Raw genomic sequence first — 19,481 nt, 5'->3', positions numbered from 1 at the left:
TGATGAAAGAGGCCTTAACGTTCGACGACGTGTTGCTTGTTCCCCAGTACAGTGAAGTACTTCCAAAAGACGTGAAAACACAGACGAGACTCACCAGGCAGATTCGGATAAACATACCCCTTGTGAGCGCTGCGATGGACACCGTTACAGAGGCTGCCCTTGCAAAGGCTCTGGCAAGAGAGGGAGGAATAGGGATCATACACAGGAACCTCTCTCCAGAAGAACAGGCTCACCAGGTATCGATTGTGAAAAAGACAGAAAACGGCATCATCTACGACCCCATAACGGTGACACCGGATATGACCGTGAAAGAGGCAGTTGATCTCATGTCGGAGTACAAAATAGGTGGCCTTCCTGTCGTGGACGAAGAGGGAAAACTCGTCGGCCTTCTCACAAACAGGGATATCAGGTTCGAAAGAAACCTCTCTAAGAAGATAAAGGACCTGATGACACCAAGAGAAAAGCTCATCGTGGCACCGCCTGATATCTCCCTTGAGAAGGCAAAGGAGATCCTTCACGAACACAGGATAGAGAAACTGCCCCTTGTTTCCAGAGATAACAAACTCGTTGGTCTGATCACCATCAAAGATATCTTGAGCGTGATAGAACACCCGAACGCTGCAAGGGACGATAAAGGAAGACTCCTCGTTGGTGCCGCCGTTGGAACAGGTCCCGACACTATGGAGAGAGTGGAAAAGCTGGTCAAGGCAGGGGTGGACGTTGTCGTCATAGATACAGCACACGGACACTCAAAGAGAGTGATCGAGACTCTCGAGATGATAAAGGCTGACTATCCGGATCTGCCAGTTGTGGCTGGAAATGTGGCCACGCCCGAAGGAACCGAGGCGCTCATAAAGGCAGGGGCAGATGCGGTGAAAGTTGGAGTTGGACCTGGCTCCATATGTACCACAAGGGTTGTTGCGGGCGTCGGAGTTCCACAGCTCACTGCCATCATGGAATGTTCCGAAGTTGCCAGAAAATACGATGTTCCGATCATAGCAGATGGAGGAATCCGATACTCCGGTGACATCGTAAAGGCCCTGGCGGCTGGTGCCGAGAGTGTGATGGTTGGAAGTATCTTTGCAGGAACAGAGGAAGCTCCGGGAGAAACGATACTGTATCAGGGAAGAAAATACAAGGCTTACAGGGGAATGGGAAGCCTCGGTGCCATGAAGTCTGGCAGTGCCGACAGATACGGTCAGGAAGGGGAGAACAAGTTCGTTCCAGAGGGAATAGAGGGCATGGTACCGTACAAGGGCACCGTGAAGGATGTGGTGCATCAGTTGATCGGTGGCCTGAAGTCCGGTATGGGATACGTGGGAGCCAGGACGATAAAGGAACTTCAGGAAAAGGCCGTCTTCATCAGAGTCACACCCGCTGGTGTGAAGGAAAGCCATCCGCACGACATCATCATAACGAAAGAAGCACCGAACTACTGGATTCAAACCTGAGAGAGTTTCTTTATGATCTCGTATTCTTCCATTGCCTTCTCATGCATGCCGAGTTCTTCGTAAAGTCTGGCAAGTTTCAATCTGAGTTTCACGTTCTCTGGACTCTTCTGGAGCAGCTTCAAATAGAGCGAAGCTGCTCTTTTTTTCAAACCGAGGGTTCTGTAAAGAAACGCCCTGAATCTCGTTGAAAATATCAAAAAAACAGGCAAAAGCAGGAGAAAGTAGATGTATTGAGTCTTATGGACTGTTCTATCTTTCCTTTCGTTGAAGAGGGAAACCATTTTCTTTCTGAGATTCTCTTTTGGAATGGTGAGACTTTCGTATTCAGAGACGATCTCTTTTGAGTCTTCGGAAGAGAGGGAAGAATTCAGTCTTGCCATCAAAGAGAAGTACTTTCTGATCTCCTCCTCCAGTGTGCTTGGTCGATCGTATCCCATGGCCCTTGCGATCTCAAAGAGTCTCAGAAAATACGGATATTTTTCCTCTTCGAGCGGCAGATTCTCTATCTTCTGCACAATGGCAAGACCTATTTCTTCTGCGTTTTTGATCTTTGAAAGAGCGGTGATCACTTCGTAAGAGAACAGGAATGGGTTTTCAAAGAATCTATTGATGAGTTCTTCTGCGAAAGCGTCCGGGTTTTCTATCTCCAGGGGAACGTTCAGCTTCCAGAAGAACGGGAACTCAAGTATATCACTTAGACTCTGAAGGCTTCTTACAAACGATTCCAGATTTGGGAAAACTCTCTTCAGAAGATCGGTTTCCTCTTCTGGGAAAGTTTCATCTTTCAGCTTCTTCACCAGTTCCTGAAGGTCTTCGGAGACGATCTCTTCTGACAGTGAAGGATGAGCTTCAACGAGTCGTTTTTTTGCAAAGAGGAACTCTCCCACTGTCTCGATCCCTGGATCGGAAGGGTTCTCCTTTACATAGTTCAGAAACATGCTGATGGCTTTCTGTACGTCTGTTTTTGAAACTTCCTTTATTTCATCGAGAGAAGTGGCCAGAAGAACCGAGGAAAGAAAAAGAAAAAACAAAGCCATCCTCCGCAAGATATCACCCCGATTCCAGAAGGGGCTCCAGGAATTTTTTCCAGAAGACCTTGAAGAACAGGGCAAGTGGTACCCCAACGAAGGATCCAAACATACCGAAGAGTTTTCCAAAGAACAGAATGGAAAGAATTATGTACACAGGATTGAGCTTTTCCAGCCCCTTCATCAACTGGATGAACACGATGAAGGCGGCAGCGTGGATGAGTACAGCGAACAGGGCGATGAGCAAAACCCCCTTCACCCCGAGCGTGAGGGAAAAGAGCAGAACGGGAACGTACTCGAGAACCACTCCGACTATCGGTATGAAATTGGTCACGAACGCCCAGAGGCTGATGATGGCACTGTACTTCAGGTCGAAAGTCTCAAACACAATCCAGTACGAAAGGCCGATGATGAGGGCATTTATGAAGATCACCCTTATGTACCTTCCCATACTTCTGTAAACGCTGATCAGAAAGTCTCTTGCTTCCTCTCTGGCACTCTTTGGATAGATCGCAACGAAGAAATCGGCAATCTCACGTACGTAGAAGATGGTATAGCCAAGCCCAAACAGTGTGAACACCACCACGGTGGTAACGGAGAGGAAATTGGTGGTCACCAGCGAGAAGACGTAGTTCAATAGATCGTTGAGCTTTGGCTCAAGGAACGTCATTATCTTGTCGAAGACGGGAACCAGCTCGGGCGATCTCACATAATCTCTCCACACCTTGTTCTCAAAAACACCCGTTATGAACTCGATGAAATTGCCGAACTCGTTGAACACAGGAGGAATGATAACATAGAGAGAGTAGACTACCACGAAAAAGAACAACAGAAGTGCCACAACACGGGAAACCCGTTTTCCAAGCCTCATCTTCTCGAAAAATCGCACAACGGGATCCAGTAGCAGTGTGAAAAATATCATCATCGTGATGACCGCAAAAACTTCTGGAAACACCTTGAACACCAGAAAAGATATCAGAACGTATAAAGTGGTGAAGAAGAACGCCTTGTCTTCAACGAATCTTCTGACCCTCTCCAATTCATTCCCTCCCGAGTTTTTCAACGCTCCATTCCACCAGAGTCTGGTAAAAAGCCTTCTGATGCTCGGGATCCTCGAACAGTTCATGATAGCCACCGGGAAAGCTCACCAGTTTTTTCTCCGTTTTCAGCGCTTCGTAGAATTTCTTGCTTCCATCAAAAGGCACCACACGATCGTCCGTTCCATGAAGAATGAGAACGGGGACTGTTATTTTTTCAGCTTCTCTGAGGGCCTTTTTCATGTGTGTGAGCATATCCGAGGCAAGTTTGAACGAAATCCTGTCGTGAACGAGAGGATCTTTTATGTACGCTTCCACTGCCTCTTTGCTTCGAGAGAGGTCTTTTGGATCTATGTTGTTGCTCATGGTGAGAAATGGCACGAACATCGACAGAAATTTTACGAAAAGAACAAGGATCGGCAGTGGGGGATCCGAGAGTGAAAGAGCGGGAGCAGACACCGCCAGTCCCTTCAGGTTCTCTGGCTGGAAGAGCTGAACGTATCTGATGCTCAAAAGTCCACCAAGGCTGTGACCGAACAGAACGTATCTTTTTAGATCGCGGGTGATGTCTTCAAGAATCCTGAAAACATCTTCGAATCGAAGGTGCCCCCGTCTTCCCTCGGCTTTTCCGTGACCGGGAAGATCGAAGGTGATCACCTGAACACCCTCTGAGACAAACTCCCTCACCAGTCTTCTGTACCTTCCGGAGTGCTCACCAAGACCATGGACGATCACAACTGTTCCTTTCCAGTCCTCTCCGTGCTTTTGAAGGTTCATGTTCCTCCCCCCAGTGCTCTTTCAAGTCTTCTCATGAAAACCTCTTTGCCGAGAATGGGGATTATGTTCACAAGTTCCGGTCCTTCGTCTTTTCCGGTGAGAATCCTTCTCAGCGTCATGTAAAAATCTCTGGGCTTTATTTTGCTGTTTTTCAGCACCTTCTTGAAGATCTTTACGATGTGGTCCATCTCCCAGTCAACACTCTGAATCTCTTCCCTCAGAGAGGCAAACGCAGGCTTCAACTCTTCTGGTATATCCATCGGCTCTGGATCTTCGAAGAAAAAGCGTGCCTCCTCTGGTAGATCAGCGAGGGTTTCCGCCCGCTCCCTTGTGACCTCCAGGACCTTTTTCAGATAATCCTCATCGTCTACCTTCAAGCCTGCCTTCTCGAAAAATGGCCTGGAAAGTTCCACCAGCCTTTCTATGGGCACATTCCTCAAATAGTATCCGTTCATCCACTTCAGTTTCTGTGGATCGAAGATGGCAGGGTTCGGACTGAGCCTGTCCAGTGAGAAAGAAGCGATAAGTTCTTCCATGCTCAGAATCTCTTTCCCTTCCGGGTGGGACCACCCAAGAAGTGCCAGATAGTTCACCACCGCCTCTGAAAGATAACCCATCTCTCTGAAGGCCTCCACAGAGGTGGCTCCGTGCCTTTTGCTCAGTTTCTTGCCATCCGGTCCCAGTATGGTGGAAACGTGTGCAAAGACGGGAGGTTTTCTTTCAAAGGCCTCGTAGATTGCAAGCTGCCGCAGCGTGTTCGACAGGTGATCATCCCCTCTGATCACATGGGTTATTTCCATGAGCATGTCGTCCACAACACATGCGAAATTGTACGTGGGAAGACCGTTGCTTCTCATTATCACAAAATCCCCTATCGAACCTTTTCTGAAAACCACCTCTCCCTTCACCACATCGTTCAGAGTGTAGTCTTTCCTCGGCATCTTGAAGAAAACGGCAGGTGAAAGACCTTTTTCTTCGTACTCTCTCCTTCTCTCTGGTGTGTCGTACTCTTCGAACATATCCTGAGAGTAATGAGGTGGTTTTCCTTCCGAAAGTAGTTTTTCTCTGATTTCCTCTATCTCTTCTGGATAAGCGTAGACGTAGTACGCCTTTCCTTCTTTCACAAGCATCTCCGCGTATTTTCTGTATATCTCCACCCTCTCGCTCTGCCTGTACGGTCCAAAATCTCCACCCACATCGGGTCCTTCATCCCACATGAGTCCAAGCCATCTTAGGGAATCCATGAGTTTTTCTTCGTACTCTCTTTCTGACCTTTCCAGGTCGGTGTCTTCTATTCTCAAAACGAACCTTCCTTTCTCTTTTCTTGCGAACAGAAAGTTGAACAGGGCAGTTCTTGCACCACCAACGTGCAGAAACCCTGTTGGACTCGGAGCGAATCTCACCCTCACCAATCCAGAACACCTCCCAGTGTGTACTCACCGGCCAGTATCTGATCCAGAACTTTCTTCGGTGAATCCGGTTTTCCCTTCAGTTCTATGTACCTTCTTCCCACCTCATCGGGAAAGTGTGCATCAGATGAAACTATGACCCTGAATCTTCCCTCCGCTTTCGATCTTCCTTCCTCACTCACCACCTCGGCTACTGGAACATCGAGGTTCGGGAAAAAACCGAGCTGGTACAGAACACCGAACCTTCTCTCAACGTGAGCGTAGGCTGGCACTCCTCTGAAGGACAGAACAAGATCAACTGCCTGAGATATCGTCAGATTCGCTGGAAAACCAAGCGGCATGTTTTCGTATCCGATGTAGTCACCATCTTCGTTGACAAGAAGCTGATATCCCATTTTCTCATGATCGTGCTTCAACCTGGGAAGATGTTCGTACAAAACTTCTGTGAGTTTGAGGGCATCCTCAAAATTTACGAAGAAGCCGAGCAGATGAACATCCTCCACAGTCTGTATCTCCACACCAGGAATCACAAGCTTCTTCATCTTCGAAAAAGCCAGGGCGTTCCTTGCACTGTTGTGATCGACGATCCCAAGAATGTCCACTTCCGCCTTCTCGATAACAGGTGGTATCATGAGAAGATCTGCGCACGGTGAAAGGCACGTGTGCACATGAAGATCTGCCTTCATCGCAACCCCAGTTCGTACACCTTCCCGGAAACCACGAAGGAATTTTCGTCGGTCTTCAAAAGGACTATCCCGTTCTCCCTGGCCTTCTCAATCGTCTCTCTTTCGTACTCGTGCCCATCACAGAGGATGATTCCTTTTATCCCGACAACCGTGGCAACCGCAACTATGTTCACGTGGGACTGAACGGTGATCCAGAGAGTGGACGGCTGTGCCCTTCCAAGAACTTCACTTAAAAGGTCACAGGTGAAACCGTGCTCTACCTCAACGTTCAGATTTCCACACACGTGTTCCAGCCCGAGTTTCTCAACTATCTCCCCTATCCTCACGTTTATCCCTCCTGAAGAAGACCATCTCGACTATCACACCTTTTCCTACCTCTGAGATGATGACCATTTTATCGGAGTATCTTCTCATATTTGGAAGACCCATTCCCGCTCCAAAACCGAGTTCTCTTATGTGATCGGGTGCCGTGGAGTACCCCTCTTTCATGGCAAGTTCAAGGTTTTCAATGCCCTTTCCCTTGTCTTCCACCCTCACTGTGATCTTTTCGTCGTCTATGAAGCAGTATATGTATCCATCGGACTCGCTGTGGATGACCACGTTCGCTTCTGCCTCATAGGTTGCAATTGCCACTTTCCTTGCCAGTTCCTCGTCCACACCACGCTCCAGAAGAAACTTCTTCAACCTGGAAGCGCCGATGCCTATCATGTTGACGTCGAAGTAATCTATGTGAAAAACGAAGTCCGCCTTTCCTTTTTCCAGAGTCTCCCCGGTGATCAGTGATGTGCCCTTTTCGAGAACCTCTTCCATCCTCTTGTCGTGAAGGTACATGATGCCAAGTTTTGCCAGAAGGAAATATATGATGTCGTGTTTTGTGACGATACCGACCAGTTTTCCTTCGTCGTTCACAACGGGGAACCTTCCATAGCCGTATTTCTCAAACGTCTTCACGGTATCCTGGAGGGTGTCGGATTCTCTCAAACACACCACGTTTCTGGTCATGCGTTTTTCCACACTGTCCTTTATGTAACCTCCCTCAAGGGCCTTTATTATGTCCTCCAGACTGACTATCCCGACGACGCGCTTTTCACTGTCCACAACCGGAACACCGGAAATTCTTTTGATGCGCATGATCTCCTTCACATGAAGGAGGGTTTTATCTGGTGTTACGTAAACCACATCGGGATTCATGAACTCGGAAACCCTCACATCCTGGAATACTGCCTGGAGTCTGTCTATGATGGAAACACTCATTCTATCCTCTCCTGATCGGTTTTAATCCCTTCAAAAACAACCTTCCACATGTCTCGAACATGGAGAGATTGGTCGCCAGAACGGCTATGTTGCATTCCTCCGCAAGTTTGACGATGTTTTCTGGAATGTCTTTTTTTCTGACGAAAAGAACTGCTGGAATGCCCACCACCATGGCTGTTCTCACCGCCTGCGGAGAGTGAAGCCCAGTGATCAGAAGGACCCCTGGCTCAGCAAAGGCCAGCACATCACTCATGAGATCTGTTGCAACGGCCTTTTCTATCTCCAGCTTTCCATCTCCGGTGAGAACCACCCCTTCTATCGTGGAAGCTATCTCTTCCAGAGTCACGGGAACACCTCCTAAGTGGCTTTTCCTATGATTCTTGGAGGTTTTTTGTCCTTCTTTCTGAAGCGCAAAAGAGAGTAATAGACAAAGACTCCTCCAAGTGCGGAAAAGAACGTCAACCAGTCTTTCCAGTTCAGAGAGTAGCCAGTTATCACAACAGCGGCGAATATCACAAGAGGAACAAAGTAGACGATGGCTGATACCTTCATGGGATCGTACTCGGGAATGTCCACGATCACTTCATCACCAGGTTTCAACTGCTCTTTTTCATTCCACTCTGCCTCGAGGTTTATCTCATTTCCAGAAACACATATGCTCTTTGCCGGACAACTTCCACACGCGCTCGTTCTGGCTTTGGTCACGACCACTTTGTTTTCTTTCACTTCCTTCACGAACATCCTTTCAATCACAGAATCACCCTTTCACAACACCGAGCGGTACCATTCTGGCTATCTTCCTTGAGATACCTATCTCGTGCACGATGTGTACGACCCTGTCCACATCCTTGTAAGCCTCGGGTGCTTCTTCAACGAGCGTTTTTTTACTTTTGCTCATGACGATGATGTTCTTTCTTTCCAGTTCGTCGAGGATCTCCCTGTAACTCCACCTCTTCAGAGCGGCGGATCTACCGAGAACCCTTCCAGCACCGTGTGCTGTCGATCCAAACGTCTTTTCCTCAGCCTTTCTGGTGCCGATCAGAAGATAGGAAGCCGTTCCCATGTCACCCGGTATGATAACGGGTTGTCCCACTTCCCGGTAAATTTCCGGAACTTTTTCGTTTCCAGGGCCAAGAGAGCGCGTGGCACCCTTTCTGTGAACAACGAGTTTTTTTCGTTTGCCGTCTATTTCGTACTCCTCCACTTTGGCGATGTTGTGGGCAACATCGTAGATCAGTTCCACGCGCGTGTCTTTTCCGAAGACCTTCCAGAAGGCCTTTCTGACGAGGTGCCCGAGTATCTCTCTGTTTGCGAACGCGTAATTTGCCGCACAGTTCATGGCAGAGTAATATGCCTGGCCGAGTGGATGCTCGAACGGTGCGTTTATGAGTTGCTTGTCGGGTAGATCTCTGTTGTGTTCCTTCAGCCTGTCCCTCATGAGTCTTATGTAGTCCGTCGCCACCTGATGTCCAAAACCCCTGCTTCCAGAGTGTATCATGATCGTTATCGTACCCACTTCCAGGCCGAAGAACTCTGCCAGGTCCCTGTCGTAGATCTCCTCCACCATCTGGACCTCTATGAAGTGATTTCCCGCTCCAAGCGTTCCAAGTTCGTCGCTTCCCCTCTCGAAGGCTTCCTCAGACACATAGTTGGGATCGGCGGGGTGTATCTTGCCACCGTCCTCTATCCTCTCAAGGTCCTCTTCCAGGCCATATCCAGCCTTTACAGCCCATTCTGCACCCTCGACGAGGACCTTCCTGAGACCTTTTTTTCCAAGGACGATGTCTCCCCTTGCACCAACACCGGCGGGTACTGTTTCGTAAATGGCTTCGACGATGGCCCTCAATCTATCCCTGACATCTTCGTATGTGAGATCTGTCTTCATCAGTCGAACACCGCAGTTTATGTCGAAACCCACCCCTCCAGGTGAGATGATTCCGTCTTTTGCATCAAAAGCTGCAACACCACCTATCGGGAAGCCGTAACCCCAGTGTATGTCGGGCATGGCAAGGGCGTACTTCACGATCCCAGGAAGCGTTGCCACGTTCATAAGTTGTTTCATGGCCTCTCTGAATTGAGGGTCATCCACACTCTCAGCGTCCGTGAAAACAATGGCGTCCACCCTCATCTTTCCCTCTCTGGGGATCCTCCACATGTATTTATCGAGTCTTTCTATCTTCATGGTCCATCCCTCCCAACTCTTAGTTTATCATTAAATGATAGAATTGAACGAGGAGGCAGAGGATGAAAGAGCATCGTCTGGCTGTGGACCTGTCCCTTGTCTCACTGGCGAAGAAAATGAGAACGCTCGGACTGGACGTTGCAGTCTGCCAGGCAAAGACACCAGCGGAAGCTCTTGTGTTCTGCAGAAAAGAAAAAAGGGTTCTTCTCACAAGAAACAGAATTTTTGCCCGCTTCTTCGAGAAATACAACCACGAGTGTCTGCTTGTCACCACAGAAGAGGAAGGCCTCAAAATAGTCCTTGAACGTTTTAAAACAGGAAAACCAAGATGTCCTTTCTGCAACGAAGAACTAACATCGGTTCGGCGAGAAGAAGTGCTCGGCAGGGTTCCGATCTACGTGTTTTTGAGTGCGGAAAAATTCTCAAAGTGTCCAGAATGTGGGAGGGTGTTCTGGAAGGGATCTCATTTAAAATGGATCGAGGAAGTGATAGAACATGACCCTGGAGGAGCTGAAGAAGATACAGGGAATAGAGGTGATGAAAGACAACACAGAAGTTCCTGAAGGAGTGTACTCCTGCAAAATCGGGCACTTTACAATCGTGGCATACGACCCTTCTTCAGCCCTCATGGTGAAACTGTTCAGGAAACTTTCCACCTACAGAACACTCTTTTCCTTCTTCAAACTTGCCTGCCGCCTTTCAAAAGAGGAATTCTTCAGGAGATCTCTCAAGACTATCGAAAAACTTTTCTGCGCAGATGAGGTTTTCTTTATCGACACTCACACTTCTTTTTCCTCCAGAGAAGAGAAGCTATCCCTTGATGAGATAAAGAGAAAATACCCGAAGATTCACATAAGGGAGTTGAAGAACAAGTCTTATCTTGCCATTGCAAGAGAAAGGGATCTGGACGAAGAAGAAAATCTCTTCTGCCGAAAGTTTCTGGAACTGGCTGAATCGTTGAACGAAAGGTGGCACTTCAAAGAGGATATACACAGGATGAAGGAGGCTCTGAAGGAGCACTCAAGGCTGGTGGAAATTCAGAAAGAACACATAAAAAGAATGAGGATAATCTACTACGTTAGCCAGGCCATGCGCTCTGTTTACGATCCAAACAACCTGTATCGGGTGATTCTTCTGAGCCTTGTTTCAGAGAGGGCTTTCAATTTCGACCGGGCGGTCCTTTTGAAAAAAAACGATGCTACGAACTCCCTGGAGGTCGTCTCTGCCTTGGGTGGGGAAACAAGGCAGGAACACGAAGAACTGAAGCGCTACCTCAGAAGAAGGACCCTCAGGTACACCGATCTTGTTCAGTTTCTCAGGGAAGAGGCTCTCACATTTTCTTTCGAAACGAGTTTCAGTGAAAGACTGAAACGAAGAAGATTCTACTACAGAGGACATCCCATATTCGAAAGAGTAGTTCTGAGAAAAAGCACGGTAAGAGTCTCCAGAGACATTCTCAGAAAAATGGGCTATGAAGCAGAAGATGTCCTCGAGGCCCTCGAAAGTGAAAACTTCGTTGTTTTTCCTCTTCTGGGACGCTGGGACACCCTCGGAGCGGTTGTGGTGGACAACAAATTCAGTGAAAGACCGATCACGGATCTGGATCTTGATGTTTTGAAACTCTTCTCGGAGAGTGCGGGTCTTGCCCTGGAGAACGCCATCAACTACGAGGATTTGAAAAGAAAAACCCTGGATCTTCAGCGTCAAAACGAACTCGTGGAGAAACTCAAGAACTTCAGTGAGAGCATCCTGGAGAGTCTGGAAGCCGCCATCATAACACTGGACAGGGACGGTCGAATAACAGAGTGGAACAAAAAATCGGAGGTGCTCTTTGGTTACAGGAAGGAACAGGTGCTTGGAAAGAGGTTGAAGAACCTGCCCGGGTTTGAAGAGATAGGTGCCATCGCCGAAAGTGTCATGGAAGAACACGAGCCGGTCTTTCTCAATTTCTACAAGTTCCAGGAAAAGTACTTCAACGTGAGATTTTCTCCCTTGAGAAACACAAAGACACAACTCCTCGAGGGCGTGATCATCACAATCGATGACGTAACCGAGCTGTACAGGTACGAAGAAGAACGAAAGAAAAAAGAAAGGCTTTCTATTCTGGGAGAGATGACAGCTCGGGTTGCCCACGAGATTCGAAACCCCATTACCATAATAGGTGGTTTCGTGAAACGCATGAGAAAACACATAGACGATCCTGAAACACTGAAAAAATATGTGGACATCATCACCGGAGAACTCTCAAGACTCGAGGGAATCGTTAGGGAAATCCTGGAGTACAGTAAGGAAGAGCAGATTCTGGAGTTCTCCGAGTTCAACCTTAACGAACTCATAAAAGAGGTTTACGTTCTCTTTGAGGAAAAACTCAGGGAGATGAACATAGACTTCTTTTTTGAAACCGACAACGAAGATCTGAGGGTGAAGGCCGACAGGTCGAGGATAAAGCAGGTGTTGATAAATCTGGTTCAGAATGCGATAGAGGCAACAGGAGAAAATGGTAAGATAAAAATAAAGTCGGAGGATGTCTACAACGTGGCAAGGGTTTCTGTCTGGAACTCAGGGCCTCCTATTCCGGAAGAATTGAAAGAAAAGATATTTTCACCATTTTTCACCACCAAAACACAGGGAACTGGCCTTGGGCTTCCCATTTGCAGGAAGATCGTAGAGGATGAGCACGGAGGAAAGATATGGGTGGAGAACACCGAAGGAGGGGTCATGTTCATTTTTGAGATTCCAAAAACACCAGGAAAAGAGGTGAGAGAATGAAAAAGAAAATACTCGTTGTGGACGATGAACCCAACATGCGAGAACTCTTGAGAGAAGAACTCGAAGAAGAAGGATACGAAGTGGAAGCAGCGGAAAACGGGGAAGAAGCCCTGAAGAAGTTCTCTTCAGGTGACTACGACCTGGTGATACTCGACATAGAGATGCCCGGTATGAACGGTCTGGAAGTTGCGGGAAAGATCCGCGAGATGAAAAAGGACGCCAGAATCATCCTGCTCACCGCGTATTCTCATTACAGGTCGGACCTTTCCTCGTGGGCTGCCGATGAATACGTTGTGAAATCGTTTAATTTCGATGAATTGAAAGAAAAGGTGAAGAAACTACTCTCGTGACGCAGGAGGTGTGAAGCGTTGGATTACAAAAATACGCTGAATCTGCCGAAAACTTCGTTTCCAATGAGGGCGAACCTGGTCAACAAAGAAAAAGCCTTCCTGAAAGAATGGGAAGAGATGGATCTCTACAACTACGTCCTCGAGCAGAGGAAGGGAAAGCCCCTCTTTGTTCTCCACGATGGTCCACCGTACGCCAACGGACACATACACATCGGAACGGCACTGAACAAGATACTGAAGGACATCGTGGTCAAGTACAAGACTATGAGAGGGTACAGAGCACCGTACGTTCCGGGATGGGACACCCACGGTCTTCCCATAGAGCACAGGGTTTCTCAGGAACTCGGTGACAGGATAAAAGAGATGTCACCTGCTGAGATAAGAAAGAAGTGTGAAGAGTTTGCCTTGAAATTCGTTGAAATACAGAAGGAAGAGTTCAAAAGGCTGGGTGTGCGTGGAGACTGGAACAATCCTTACATCACTCTCAAACCGGACTACGAGGTGAAGATCCTCGATGTATTCAAAACACTCGTCGAACAGGGAAACGTTTACAGATCTTTGAAACCCATCTACTGGTGTCCAAGATGTAGAACCGCTCTTGCAGAAGCGGAAATCGAGTACCACGATCACAGATCTCCTTCCATATACGTGAAGTTCAGATCGAAGGATGATCCAAACCTCTACATCGTGATATGGACCACCACCCCGTGGACCCTTCCTGCAAACGTTGGTATAGCACTTCATCCCGATTTCGAGTATTCTGTCGTGAAGGTTGGAGATGAAAGATGGGTGATCGCCACAGATCTTCTTGAGACTTTTTCCAGAGAAACGGGCGTTGACTGCTCCGAAGTGGTGGAAAAGATAAGGGGTAAAGATCTGGAAGGGAAGGAGTTCCAGCATCCTATTTTTGAAGATAAGACCTCCCGCGTGATACTGGCAGATTACGTTTCTCTGGAAACGGGAACGGGTTGTGTCCACATCGCTCCGGGGCACGGTGAAGAAGACTACGTTTACGGTCACGTGAAATACGGTCTTCCCATCGTCTCTCCGGTTGACGAGGAAGGACGATTCACCGATGAAGCAGGAAAGTACAGGGGAATGTTCATAGAGGATGCCAACAGGGTGATCATAGAGGACCTGAAAGAAAAAGGCATACTCGTTCACGCATCCACCATAACACACTCCTATCCACACTGCTGGCGCTGTAAGGGACCGGTGATCTTCAGGGCAACCGAGCAATGGTTCATCTCGGTGGATCACAACAACCTGAGGCAGAGGGTACTTGAGGAGATAGACAGGGTCAAATGGATACCGGAGTGGGGTCGAAACAGAATCAGATCCATGGTGGAAGAAAGGCCAGACTGGTGTATCTCAAGACAGCGTGTCTGGGGAACTCCCATACCAGCCGTCAAGTGTAAAGAGTGCGGAGAAGTCACTCTCGATCCGAAGGTGATCGAACACTTCATGAAGATCGTGGAGAAAGAAGGAACGAACGCGTGGTTTGAAAAAGACGTGGAAGAACTGATTCCTGATGATTTCAGATGTCCAAAATGCGGTGCGCGCTCCTTCGAGAAGATGCTCGACACACTCGATGTGTGGATCGATTCCGGGTCTTCTTTCGAGTACATAACCACGAGGGAAGATCATCCCTTCCCGCTTGACATGTACCTTGAAGGAAGCGATCAGCACAGGGGATGGTTCCATTCTTCCATCTTCCTTGCCGTTGCAAAGAGGGGATCCGCTCCTTACAAAGAAGTGCTGACACACGGGTTCATAAAGGATGAACTCGGCAGGAAGATGAGCAAATCCCTTGGAAACGTCGTGGATCCCATGGAAGTGGTCGAAAAGTACGGTGCAGAGATCCTGAGACTCTGGCTTGCAAGCAGCGACTACTTCAACGATATAAAGATCTCTATGAGGATAGTGGAACAACAAACAGAGGTTTACAAGAAGATAAGGAACACGTTCAGATTCCTTCTTGGAAACCTTGAGGACTTCGATCCGGAACTGGACAGGGTACCTTACGAAAAGCTTCTCACCATCGACAAATGGGCACTTGGAAGACTTCAGGAAATCATAAAGCGCGCCACAGAGTACTACGACAGCTATGAATTTTCCAAAGTCTACAACCTCGTGGTGAAGTACTGCACAACAGAACTCAGTTCCCTTTACCTTGACGTTGTGAAGGACAGGCTCTACGTCGAGGCAAAAGATTCTCTCTACAGAAGGTCGGCCCAGACGGTGATGCACGAAATACTCATCGCACTCATGAAGATCCTCGCCCCCATCATGACCTTCACAATGGAGGAAGTGTATTCGCACCTTCACGAAAAGGACAGAAAATACAAAACCGTTCAAGCCGAGTACTGGCCGGAGTACAGAGAGGATCTGATCGACAAAAAGATCATGGAGGATTTCGAAAAACTCCTTTCAATAAGAGAAGACGTTCTAAAGGCGCTCGAAGAAAAAAGACAGCAGGATGTGATAGGACACTCCCTGGACGCTGAAGTGATCCTGGTTCCCAGAAACGACTCTGTGAAGGCCCTTCTCGAAGAGTACAGGGACGTTCTCGAAGAACTCTTCATCGTATCAAAAGTGAGTCTTTCGGACGGTTCGGGTGAACTGAAGGGGGAACTCGTCGAGGTTACCGCAAAACACGCAGAAGGAGAAAAATGCCAGAGATGCTGGAAATACACAACCGAGATCTCCAGATCTGAAGAATTTCCTGCCGTCTGTCCCAGGTGTCTTGCCGTTTTGAAGGGGGAAAGGAAGTGAAATCATGACGGACAAATCATTTTTGAAGATCATCACGGAAGCCTACGGTTTGAGGGCGACCGATGTTCACATCTCGGCCGGTTGCCCTCCTTACTATCGGATCGATGGGAAACTTGTTCCTCAGGAGAAATACGGTAAGTTTTCCAGAGAAGACGTGATGAACAGCCTGAAAGAACTCTTTCTGGAAATAGGTCACCCCTTTCCTCCGAAAGAAAAAGAAGTGGACTTCTCTTTCACCGTAGGAGATGCGATCAGGGTAAGGGGAAACCTTTACTACGAAAGGAAAAACCCTGCTGTTGCCTTCAGGTTGATTCCAAAAAAGATCAGAACGTTTCAGGAACTCGGGCTTCCCGAGATTTTGAAGACGTTCGTTGAAAGAAAATACGGCCTTATACTGGTTGCTGGACCAACGGGAAGTGGAAAATCCACAACCCTTGCTGCCATGATAGACCATATAAACGAGAACTTTCCGTACCACATAATAACGATAGAGGACCCCATAGAGTACGTTTTCACCAACAAAAAGTCTGTAATACATCAAAGAGAACTCGGTTCCGACACCGACTCGTTTTACAACGGACTGAAATATGCCCTGAGACAAGATCCCGATGTGATCCTCGTCGGAGAGATGAGAGATCTTGAGACCATGGCGCTTGCCCTCACCGCAGCGGAGACGGGACATCTTGTCCTTGCAACGGTTCATACGAACTCTGCAGCCTCTGCTCCAGAAAGGATCATAGATGTCTTTCCGGCACACCAGCAAAGACAGATCGCCCTTCAGCTCGCAAACACCCTGATCGCTGTCATTTATCAGAGGCTCGTTCCAAAGGCAAACGGTATAGGTTTCACACCCATCGTGGAGATCATGGTGGGAACACCGGCTGTCAGAAACCTGATAAGAGAAAACAAGATCCATCAGCTGGAATCCGTCATTCAGGCAGGGGCCAGACACGGTATGATCCTGTTCGACGATGCCCTGGTGAAGGCTGCTCTCAGGGGAGACATCTCGAGAGAAGATGCCATTCAGTTCGCCAGAAACCAGGAGGAGGTGGCCAGAAGATTAGGAGTGAAGGTCTAGTGGAAAAGATCTCTTCAGTCCTGAAAGAGAAAAAGAAGGAGCTGGAAAAACAGCTGTCCAGACCCGATCTGAGTCCGGAGGAGATGAAAAATTACGGAATAGAGTACGCAAAACTTGAAGAGATAGAGAGTGTCGTGAACAGGATAAGGGAAACGCAGGAGTTCATAGAACTTTTGAAAGAAGAGGAGGAAGACGAGCAGGAAATCGACAGGTACGAAAAGGAACTCGATAGTCTCTTTCAGGAACTCTTTCTTCTGCTGTCTCCTGAAACAGGAGACAAAGCGATCGTGGAAATCAGACCGGGAACGGGTGGAGAAGAGGCCGCTCTGTTTGCACGCGATCTTTTCAGGATGTACACGAGGTACGCAGAAAGAAAAGGTTGGGACGTGGAGATCGCTGAGATGCACGAAACGGATCTGGGAGGAGTGAAGGAGGCGGTCTTCTTTGTAAAAGGAAAAAACGCCTACAGCATTCTGAAATACGAAAGCGGCGTTCACAGAGTTCAGAGGGTGCCGATCACAGAATCTGGAGGAAGGATACACACCTCAACAGCAACCGTCGTGGTCCTTCCCGAGATAGAAGAGAGAGACATCGAGATAAGACCGGAGGACCTTAAGATAGAAACCTTCAGAGCCTCGGGACACGGCGGTCAGTACGTGAACAAAACAGAGTCCGCCGTGAGGATCACCCACATTCCAACGGGAATCGTCGTTTCCTGTCAGAACGAAAGATCGCAGTATCAGAACAAACAGACCGCTTTGAGGATCCTCCGTGCACGTCTCTATCAGCTTCAGAGAGAACAGCTGGAGAAGGAACTCTCCCAGAAGAGGAAGTCACAGATAGGAACGGGAGAGAGAAGCGAGAAAATCAGAACCTACAACTTCCCACAGAACAGGGTCACCGATCACAGGATAAACTACACCTCTTACAGACTCCAGGAAATTCTTGATGGAGATCTAGACGAGATCATAGCAAAACTGATAGAACACGATATAGAAAACAACATCGAAGAAATTTTAGGAACGAGCGTCCCCAGTGCAGAACATTAACAGTGGAGGTGTGAAGATGTTTAACTCCAACTTCTACACACTGAAGCAAGCGATGGATGTTTCTCTGCTGAGACAGAAGATTCATTCACTCAACATAGCGAATGTGAGTACTCCCGGTTACAAGAGAAAGTACGTGGCGTTCGAAGAGTTTCTCAAGGAATCGAAGATGAGACTTGAACTCGCAAGGACCAGCGAAAAGCACCTGGGAGGTTCTCAAAGGGTGGTGGAGCCACGTGTTCTGACACAGAACGATACGACCATGAGAAACGATGGTAACAACGTGGATATCGACTACGAAATGGTTCAACTTGTGAAAAACGGACTCAGGTATCAGGTTCTCACCAGGCTCATGTCGATGAACATAGACAGATACAACGCTGTCTTGAGGAGTGTGAGATAATGAGCGAATTCGATATAATGAACATCAGCGCAACTGGTATGTCTGCACAAAGACTCAGAGTTGAGATCGTTTCCACGAACATAGCGAACGCAGAAACCACCAGGACGGAGATGGGAGAGCCTTACAGGAGGAAGGTTCCCGTTTTTGCCGAGTACCTGAGAAGAGCAAAGGATGGTAGAATAGAGAGTGCGGGTGTGAAAGTGGTAAAGATAGTGGAGGATCCTTCACCCTTCAGACTCGTTTACGATCCCACACATCCTGATGCGGACGAAAACGGATACGTGAGGATGCCGAACGTGAACATAGTCAGGGAAATGGTTGACCTCATAAACGCCCAGAGGGCCTACGATGCCAACGTAGCGGCGTTCAACGTAACCAAGAACATGGTGAACAGTGCCCTTCAGATTGGAAGGGGGTAGTAGGACATGGTGGATAGGATAGAAGGACTCGGTCCCATAGAAGACACAGGGAAGGTCCAGAAGAAGAGCGGCGGTGACTTCTCAAAGGCTCTGAAAGAAGCACTGGAGAAGGTAAACGACATCCAGAAAAGGGCAGAGAAGATGACGGATGATTTCGCTCAGGGAAAAATCAGCAACATCCACGAAGTCATAATAGAGGCCGAAAAGGCTTCGATCGCCCTCAGGCTCACTGTCGAAGTGAGAAACAGGATCGTTGAAGCATACAGAGAGATCATGAGGATGCAGATCTGACGGTGACCTTTTCGCCGTCTTTCACCCTTTTCAGATCTTCCAGTCCTTCGATTATTCTTCCTATCACGTTCACGGTGCTCGCTGGTCTTATTCTGTCATCGCTGATCGGGGTTTTCCCGAAGAACAGACACAGCGCCCTTCCAGGTGGCCAGTAACCAACATCTCCTATCTCCACCACTTCCCTGGGATTTTCCATCTTCTGAACGTTCACAGGAGTCGAAAAGTAGATCTCCTCTCCCCACGTGTTCACCGTGCTTTCGAAGGGGATTTTTTCTTTCAGTCTCTCAACCACTTCACAGGATTCATCCAGTTCGATGAGACACCTTGCACTTTCGAAAACCAGCTCCACCTTCATAACATCCCTCCAGAAAAAAGAGGCACCTTTTCGGTGCCCTGGTGTCTGGTGCCGGGGATCGGACTCGAACCGACACGGGGTTGTAAACCCCAGCGGATTTTAAGTCCGCTGCGTCTGCCACTTCCGCCACCCCGGCCCACTTTTTATTATACCACCAGACCTCCCTTATTA

At 48.2% G+C, this 19,481-nt stretch carries 21 protein-coding genes and 1 tRNA gene; 10 read left to right on the top strand and 12 right to left on the bottom strand.

The features are described 5' to 3' along the window. Positions 1 to 2: 2 nt before the first annotated feature. On the top strand, positions 3 to 1,451 hold the full coding sequence (gene guaB, locus TRQ7_RS07605) for an IMP dehydrogenase (RefSeq protein ID WP_038067689.1): 1,449 nt from the start codon (positions 3 to 5) through the stop codon (positions 1,449 to 1,451). Here the strand turns inward: guaB and TRQ7_RS07600 are convergent. The 10 genes from TRQ7_RS07600 to TRQ7_RS07555 are packed head-to-tail and all read right to left on the bottom strand — an operon-like array spanning position 1,442 to position 9,824. Further along, a complete protein-coding gene (locus TRQ7_RS07600) occupies positions 1,442 to 2,488 on the bottom strand; it encodes a tetratricopeptide repeat protein (protein ID WP_083941468.1) in 1,047 nt (348 codons plus the stop codon). The two genes, guaB and TRQ7_RS07600, sit on opposite strands and share 10 nt — an antisense overlap. 13 nt (positions 2,489 to 2,501) lie before the next feature. Beyond that, positions 2,502 to 3,518, bottom strand: coding sequence for an AI-2E family transporter (locus tag TRQ7_RS07595; RefSeq protein ID WP_015919733.1), 1,017 nt, complete (start codon positions 3,516 to 3,518; stop codon positions 2,502 to 2,504). 1 nt (position 3,519) lies between these two features. Beyond that, a complete protein-coding gene (locus tag TRQ7_RS07590) occupies positions 3,520 to 4,293 on the bottom strand; it encodes an alpha/beta hydrolase (RefSeq protein ID WP_015919732.1) in 774 nt (257 codons plus the stop codon). Then, positions 4,290 to 5,705 carry a glutamate--tRNA ligase gene (gene gltX, locus TRQ7_RS07585; RefSeq protein WP_015919731.1) on the bottom strand — a complete coding sequence of 472 codons (1,416 nt, stop codon included), beginning with the start codon at positions 5,703 to 5,705 and terminating at the stop codon, positions 4,290 to 4,292. The genes TRQ7_RS07590 and gltX overlap by 4 nt, the downstream gene beginning before the upstream one ends. Beyond that, entirely contained in the window at positions 5,699 to 6,388 is a 690-nt protein-coding gene (locus TRQ7_RS07580) for a PHP-associated domain-containing protein (protein ID WP_015919730.1), read from the bottom strand. The genes gltX and TRQ7_RS07580 overlap by 7 nt, the downstream gene beginning before the upstream one ends. Then, entirely contained in the window at positions 6,385 to 6,714 is a 330-nt protein-coding gene (locus tag TRQ7_RS07575) for a DRTGG domain-containing protein (protein ID WP_041844360.1), read from the bottom strand. The genes TRQ7_RS07580 and TRQ7_RS07575 overlap by 4 nt, the downstream gene beginning before the upstream one ends. Then, on the bottom strand, positions 6,692 to 7,642 hold the full coding sequence (locus TRQ7_RS07570) for a CBS domain-containing protein (RefSeq protein ID WP_015919728.1): 951 nt from the start codon (positions 7,640 to 7,642) through the stop codon (positions 6,692 to 6,694). Before TRQ7_RS07570 ends, TRQ7_RS07575 begins: the two co-directional genes overlap by 23 nt. 1 nt (position 7,643) lies before the next feature. Further along, positions 7,644 to 7,988 carry a DRTGG domain-containing protein gene (locus TRQ7_RS07565; protein ID WP_015919727.1) on the bottom strand — a complete coding sequence of 115 codons (345 nt, stop codon included), beginning with the start codon at positions 7,986 to 7,988 and terminating at the stop codon, positions 7,644 to 7,646. Positions 7,989 to 7,999: 11 nt separating this feature from the next. Beyond that, entirely contained in the window at positions 8,000 to 8,395 is a 396-nt protein-coding gene (locus TRQ7_RS07560; protein WP_015919726.1) for a SoxR reducing system RseC family protein, read from the bottom strand. Positions 8,396 to 8,399: 4 nt separating this feature from the next. Further along, entirely contained in the window at positions 8,400 to 9,824 is a 1,425-nt protein-coding gene (locus TRQ7_RS07555) for an RtcB family protein (RefSeq protein ID WP_015919725.1), read from the bottom strand. A gap of 62 nt (positions 9,825 to 9,886) precedes the next feature. On the opposite strand from TRQ7_RS07555, the gene TRQ7_RS07550 reads away from it, so the two are divergent. The 9 genes from TRQ7_RS07550 to fliE are packed head-to-tail and all read left to right on the top strand — an operon-like array spanning position 9,887 to position 18,955. Next, the gene (locus TRQ7_RS07550; protein ID WP_041844359.1) at positions 9,887 to 10,387 is read left to right on the top strand and encodes a Mut7-C RNAse domain-containing protein; all 501 of its coding nucleotides are present in this window, start codon (positions 9,887 to 9,889) and stop codon (positions 10,385 to 10,387) included. After that, on the top strand, positions 10,320 to 12,593 hold the full coding sequence (locus TRQ7_RS07545) for a sensor histidine kinase (RefSeq protein WP_041844358.1): 2,274 nt from the start codon (positions 10,320 to 10,322) through the stop codon (positions 12,591 to 12,593). Before TRQ7_RS07550 ends, TRQ7_RS07545 begins: the two co-directional genes overlap by 68 nt. Beyond that, on the top strand, positions 12,590 to 12,943 hold the full coding sequence (locus tag TRQ7_RS07540) for a response regulator (RefSeq protein ID WP_015919722.1): 354 nt from the start codon (positions 12,590 to 12,592) through the stop codon (positions 12,941 to 12,943). The genes TRQ7_RS07545 and TRQ7_RS07540 overlap by 4 nt, the downstream gene beginning before the upstream one ends. A gap of 18 nt (positions 12,944 to 12,961) precedes the next feature. Further along, positions 12,962 to 15,718, top strand: a complete 2,757-nt coding sequence (gene ileS / locus TRQ7_RS07535) for an isoleucine--tRNA ligase (protein ID WP_041844357.1) — start codon at positions 12,962 to 12,964, stop codon at positions 15,716 to 15,718. 4 nt (positions 15,719 to 15,722) lie between these two features. After that, positions 15,723 to 16,796: a type IV pilus twitching motility protein PilT gene (locus TRQ7_RS07530; RefSeq protein WP_041844356.1), complete on the top strand. Its 1,074-nt coding sequence runs from the start codon at positions 15,723 to 15,725 to the stop codon at positions 16,794 to 16,796. Then, positions 16,796 to 17,845, top strand: a complete 1,050-nt coding sequence (prfA, locus tag TRQ7_RS07525) for a peptide chain release factor 1 (RefSeq protein WP_015919719.1) — start codon at positions 16,796 to 16,798, stop codon at positions 17,843 to 17,845. Before TRQ7_RS07530 ends, prfA begins: the two co-directional genes overlap by 1 nt. A 16-nt stretch (positions 17,846 to 17,861) precedes the next feature. Beyond that, positions 17,862 to 18,245: a flagellar basal body rod protein FlgB gene (flgB, locus tag TRQ7_RS07520; protein WP_038067680.1), complete on the top strand. Its 384-nt coding sequence runs from the start codon at positions 17,862 to 17,864 to the stop codon at positions 18,243 to 18,245. Continuing rightward, positions 18,245 to 18,664, top strand: a complete 420-nt coding sequence (gene flgC, locus TRQ7_RS07515) for a flagellar basal body rod protein FlgC (protein ID WP_015919717.1) — start codon at positions 18,245 to 18,247, stop codon at positions 18,662 to 18,664. The genes flgB and flgC overlap by 1 nt, the downstream gene beginning before the upstream one ends. 6 nt (positions 18,665 to 18,670) lie before the next feature. Next, positions 18,671 to 18,955 (top strand): flagellar hook-basal body complex protein FliE, encoded by a 285-nt coding sequence (gene fliE, locus TRQ7_RS07510; RefSeq protein ID WP_015919716.1) that lies wholly within the window; start codon positions 18,671 to 18,673, stop codon positions 18,953 to 18,955. Here the strand turns inward: fliE and TRQ7_RS07505 are convergent. Next, the gene (locus TRQ7_RS07505; RefSeq protein ID WP_015919715.1) at positions 18,936 to 19,310 is read right to left on the bottom strand and encodes a cyclophilin-like fold protein; all 375 of its coding nucleotides are present in this window, start codon (positions 19,308 to 19,310) and stop codon (positions 18,936 to 18,938) included. The two genes, fliE and TRQ7_RS07505, sit on opposite strands and share 20 nt — an antisense overlap. A 46-nt stretch (positions 19,311 to 19,356) precedes the next feature. Continuing rightward, positions 19,357 to 19,446, bottom strand: a tRNA-Leu gene (locus TRQ7_RS07500). Between the last annotated feature and the right edge of the window lie 35 nt (positions 19,447 to 19,481).

Origin of the sequence: Thermotoga sp. RQ7 (genome assembly GCF_000832145.1) — a bacterium.
Classification (GTDB): domain Bacteria; phylum Thermotogota; class Thermotogae; order Thermotogales; family Thermotogaceae; genus Thermotoga; species Thermotoga neapolitana.
The sequence above is the reverse complement of the archived record's forward strand: the minus strand, read 5'-3'. Positions and strand labels throughout refer to the sequence as shown.

Bases quoted from the DNA above. Each gene is read 5' to 3' on its own strand.
- guaB (WP_038067689.1), top strand. From the start codon at position 3: ATGAAAGAGGCCTTAACGTTCGACGACGTGTTGCTTGTTCCCCAGTAC.
- TRQ7_RS07600 (WP_083941468.1), bottom strand. From the start codon at position 2,488: ATGGCTTTGTTTTTTCTTTTTCTTTCCTCGGTTCTTCTGGCCACTTCT.
- TRQ7_RS07590 (WP_015919732.1), bottom strand. From the start codon at position 4,293: ATGAACCTTCAAAAGCACGGAGAGGACTGGAAAGGAACAGTTGTGATC.
- TRQ7_RS07580 (WP_015919730.1), bottom strand. From the start codon at position 6,388: ATGAAGGCAGATCTTCATGTGCACACGTGCCTTTCACCGTGCGCAGAT.
- TRQ7_RS07570 (WP_015919728.1), bottom strand. From the start codon at position 7,642: ATGAGTGTTTCCATCATAGACAGACTCCAGGCAGTATTCCAGGATGTG.
- TRQ7_RS07555 (WP_015919725.1), bottom strand. From the start codon at position 9,824: ATGAAGATAGAAAGACTCGATAAATACATGTGGAGGATCCCCAGAGAG.
- TRQ7_RS07550 (WP_041844359.1), top strand. From the start codon at position 9,887: ATGAAAGAGCATCGTCTGGCTGTGGACCTGTCCCTTGTCTCACTGGCG.
- TRQ7_RS07545 (WP_041844358.1), top strand. From the start codon at position 10,320: ATGACCCTGGAGGAGCTGAAGAAGATACAGGGAATAGAGGTGATGAAA.
- TRQ7_RS07540 (WP_015919722.1), top strand. From the start codon at position 12,590: ATGAAAAAGAAAATACTCGTTGTGGACGATGAACCCAACATGCGAGAA.
- TRQ7_RS07530 (WP_041844356.1), top strand. From the start codon at position 15,723: ATGACGGACAAATCATTTTTGAAGATCATCACGGAAGCCTACGGTTTG.
- flgB (WP_038067680.1), top strand. From the start codon at position 17,862: ATGTTTAACTCCAACTTCTACACACTGAAGCAAGCGATGGATGTTTCT.
- flgC (WP_015919717.1), top strand. From the start codon at position 18,245: ATGAGCGAATTCGATATAATGAACATCAGCGCAACTGGTATGTCTGCA.
- fliE (WP_015919716.1), top strand. From the start codon at position 18,671: ATGGTGGATAGGATAGAAGGACTCGGTCCCATAGAAGACACAGGGAAG.
- TRQ7_RS07505 (WP_015919715.1), bottom strand. From the start codon at position 19,310: ATGAAGGTGGAGCTGGTTTTCGAAAGTGCAAGGTGTCTCATCGAACTG.